Source organism: Thermoanaerobaculia bacterium, assembly GCA_035717485.1.
In the GTDB taxonomy this organism is placed as follows: domain Bacteria; phylum Acidobacteriota; class Thermoanaerobaculia; order UBA5066; family DATFVB01; genus DATFVB01.
Genome location: DASTIQ010000023.1, coordinates 1 through 2,362, shown reverse-complemented (window position 1 = coordinate 2,362; position 2,362 = coordinate 1). Strand labels below are relative to the sequence as shown.

The 2,362-nt window shown below is 69.0% G+C and carries 2 protein-coding genes; both read left to right on the top strand.

What is annotated here, in order from left to right; translation table 11 throughout:
• Positions 1–166: 166 nt before the first annotated feature.
• Positions 167–670: a hypothetical protein gene (locus tag VFS34_00960; protein HET9793000.1), complete on the top strand. Its 504-nt coding sequence runs from the start codon at positions 167–169 to the stop codon at positions 668–670.
• On the top strand, positions 667–2,208 hold the full coding sequence (guaA, locus tag VFS34_00955; protein HET9792999.1) for a glutamine-hydrolyzing GMP synthase: 1,542 nt from the start codon (positions 667–669) through the stop codon (positions 2,206–2,208). The genes VFS34_00960 and guaA overlap by 4 nt, the downstream gene beginning before the upstream one ends.
• The last annotated feature ends 154 nt before the right edge of the window (positions 2,209–2,362 follow it).

Here is a 2,362-nt window from a genome sequence, read left to right as displayed (position 1 = left end):
GCTCCGGCGACGACGAGCGCCGTGCCACCGGCGGCGAGCGCCAGCCAGAGGCGTGTCGATTTTCGCAGGGCCATCGCGGGAAAGTGTACCCTGCGCGCCGCGCGGCCGATCCCCGGAAGGGCCCTCGGCGGCGAGGGCTCTCCTGCTGATATATTTTCCGGAGACCGTGACGTTTCTGAGGAATTGCGCGCTCCTGCTCCCCGCCGGATTCCTCGTCGCGGCGTTCGTCTTTCTGATCAGCCACGGCCCGCAGGACCCGGCGCTCGCGGTCTTTCCGTTCATCGGGGAATGGATCGGCGCGGACCGCCTCCCGAAGTCGCCCGAGGTCTCGTTCCTCTTCCAGAGCGCGGCGCTCTTCGTGCCGCCTTACGTCCTCTGGCTCGTTCTCGTCCTGCTCGTCGTCCTCGCCGAACGGGCGCTGTACGGCCGGGCCGGCCGCGCTCCGGGGCTTCTCCACCGGACGTTCTCGCGCGCGTGCGTGTTCTTCCTTTTCCTGCTCTGCGGCATCGCGGGAGGGGCGAGCGGCGCCGTCAAGCGGAGGCTCAAGACGGAAGGTCCGGTCGGGGTCGCCGTCGTCGCCGCCGCGCCCTTCGTCGCGGGACTGACGGCGCCGATACCGGCGATCGTGGTCTCCCTCCCGCTGGCGGGGCTCCTGAGGATGCGGCCGTGAGCGACCACCCGCGAGCCGTCGTCATCCTCGACTTCGGATCTCAGTACACGCAGCTGATCGCCCGCCGCGTGCGGGAGGCGAAGGTGTACTCGGTCGTTCTGCCGCCGACCGCTTCGCGCGAGGAGATCGAGCGCTGGAACCCCTGGGGGGTGATCCTGTCGGGAGGCCCCCAGAGCGTTTACGCGTCCGACGCTCCGCGCCCTTCGTTCCCGATCACGAAGCTCGATCGGCCTCTGCTCGGCGTCTGCTACGGAATGGACATCCTCGCCCAGGAGCTGGGGGGCGAGGTCGAAAAGGCGCCGGGACGCGAGTACGGCCGCGCCGAGTTCGTTCCCGCGGAGAGCTCGGCGCTCTTCGCCGGCCTCGGCTCGCGGGAGACGGTGTGGATGTCCCATGGGGACTTCGTTTCCCGCGTCCCGCACGGATTCGCGGTGACGGGGTACACGGAATCCGCGCCGATCGGCGCGTTCGAGGATCCCGCCCGGCGGATCTACGCGATCCAGTTCCATCCGGAGGTGCGGCACACCGAGAACGGCGCGCTCGTGCTCGAAAACTTCCTCTTCGGGATCTGCGGCGCGAAGCCGGAATGGACGATGAGCTCGTTCCGCGAGCACCAGGTCGAAGCGATCCGGCGGCAGGCGCCGGAAGGGCGCGTGATCTGCGCGCTCTCGGGAGGCGTCGATTCCTCCGTCACGGCGGTGCTGCTCCGCGAAGCGCTCGGGGATCGCGTGCAGCCGATCTTCGTCGACCACGGCCTCCTGCGGATGAAGGAGCGCGAACGGGTCGTCGCCGCCTTCGAGCGATTCGGGATGGAGATCGACGCGGTCGACGCGTCCGCGCTCTTCTTCGACCGGCTCGCGGGGGTCACCGACCCGGAGCGGAAGCGGAAGATCATCGGCGCCGCCTTCATCGAGGTCTTCGAGCGCGAGGCGAAGCGGTTCCCCGACGTCCGCTACCTCGCCCAGGGCACGCTCTATCCGGACGTCATCGAATCGGTCTCGCTGAAGGGGCCGTCGCAGGTGATCAAGTCGCATCACAACGTCGGAGGGCTCCCCGAAAAGCTCGGCCTCACGCTGATCGAGCCGGTCCGGGAGCTCTTCAAGGACGAAGTGCGGGCGCTCGGCGCCGAGCTCGGCCTTCCGCGGCATTTCCTCGCGCGCCATCCGTTCCCCGGCCCCGGGCTCGCCGTGAGGATCCCGGGCGAGGTCACTCCGGAACGCGTCGCGACCCTCCAGGAGGCCGACGAGATCCTCCTCGACGAGATCCGTTCCGCGGGACTGTACGACGCGATCGCCCAGGCGTTCGCCGTTCTCCTCCCGGTCAAGACGGTCGGGGTCATGGGGGACGAGCGGACGTACGAGAACGTCCTCGCGATCCGCTGCGTGTCGACTTCCGATTTCATGACGGCCGACTGGTTCCGTCTCCCGCACGACGTGCTCGACGCGATCGCGCGCAGGATCGTGGGCACGGTGCGGGGGATCAACCGGGTGGTGTACGACGTCACGTCGAAGCCGCCGGGCACGATCGAGTGGGAATAGCGGACGCGCCATCCGCTTCCCTCTCCCGTGCGACGGCGGATTTCGATGGCCACGCGGGATCTGCCCCGTCCGCCCCGTCGAAGCCGGATCATTCGATCCGAGGGGACACCGGCGCCGTCGTGATCGCACGATAGAATCCCACGCGTGAGCTCCG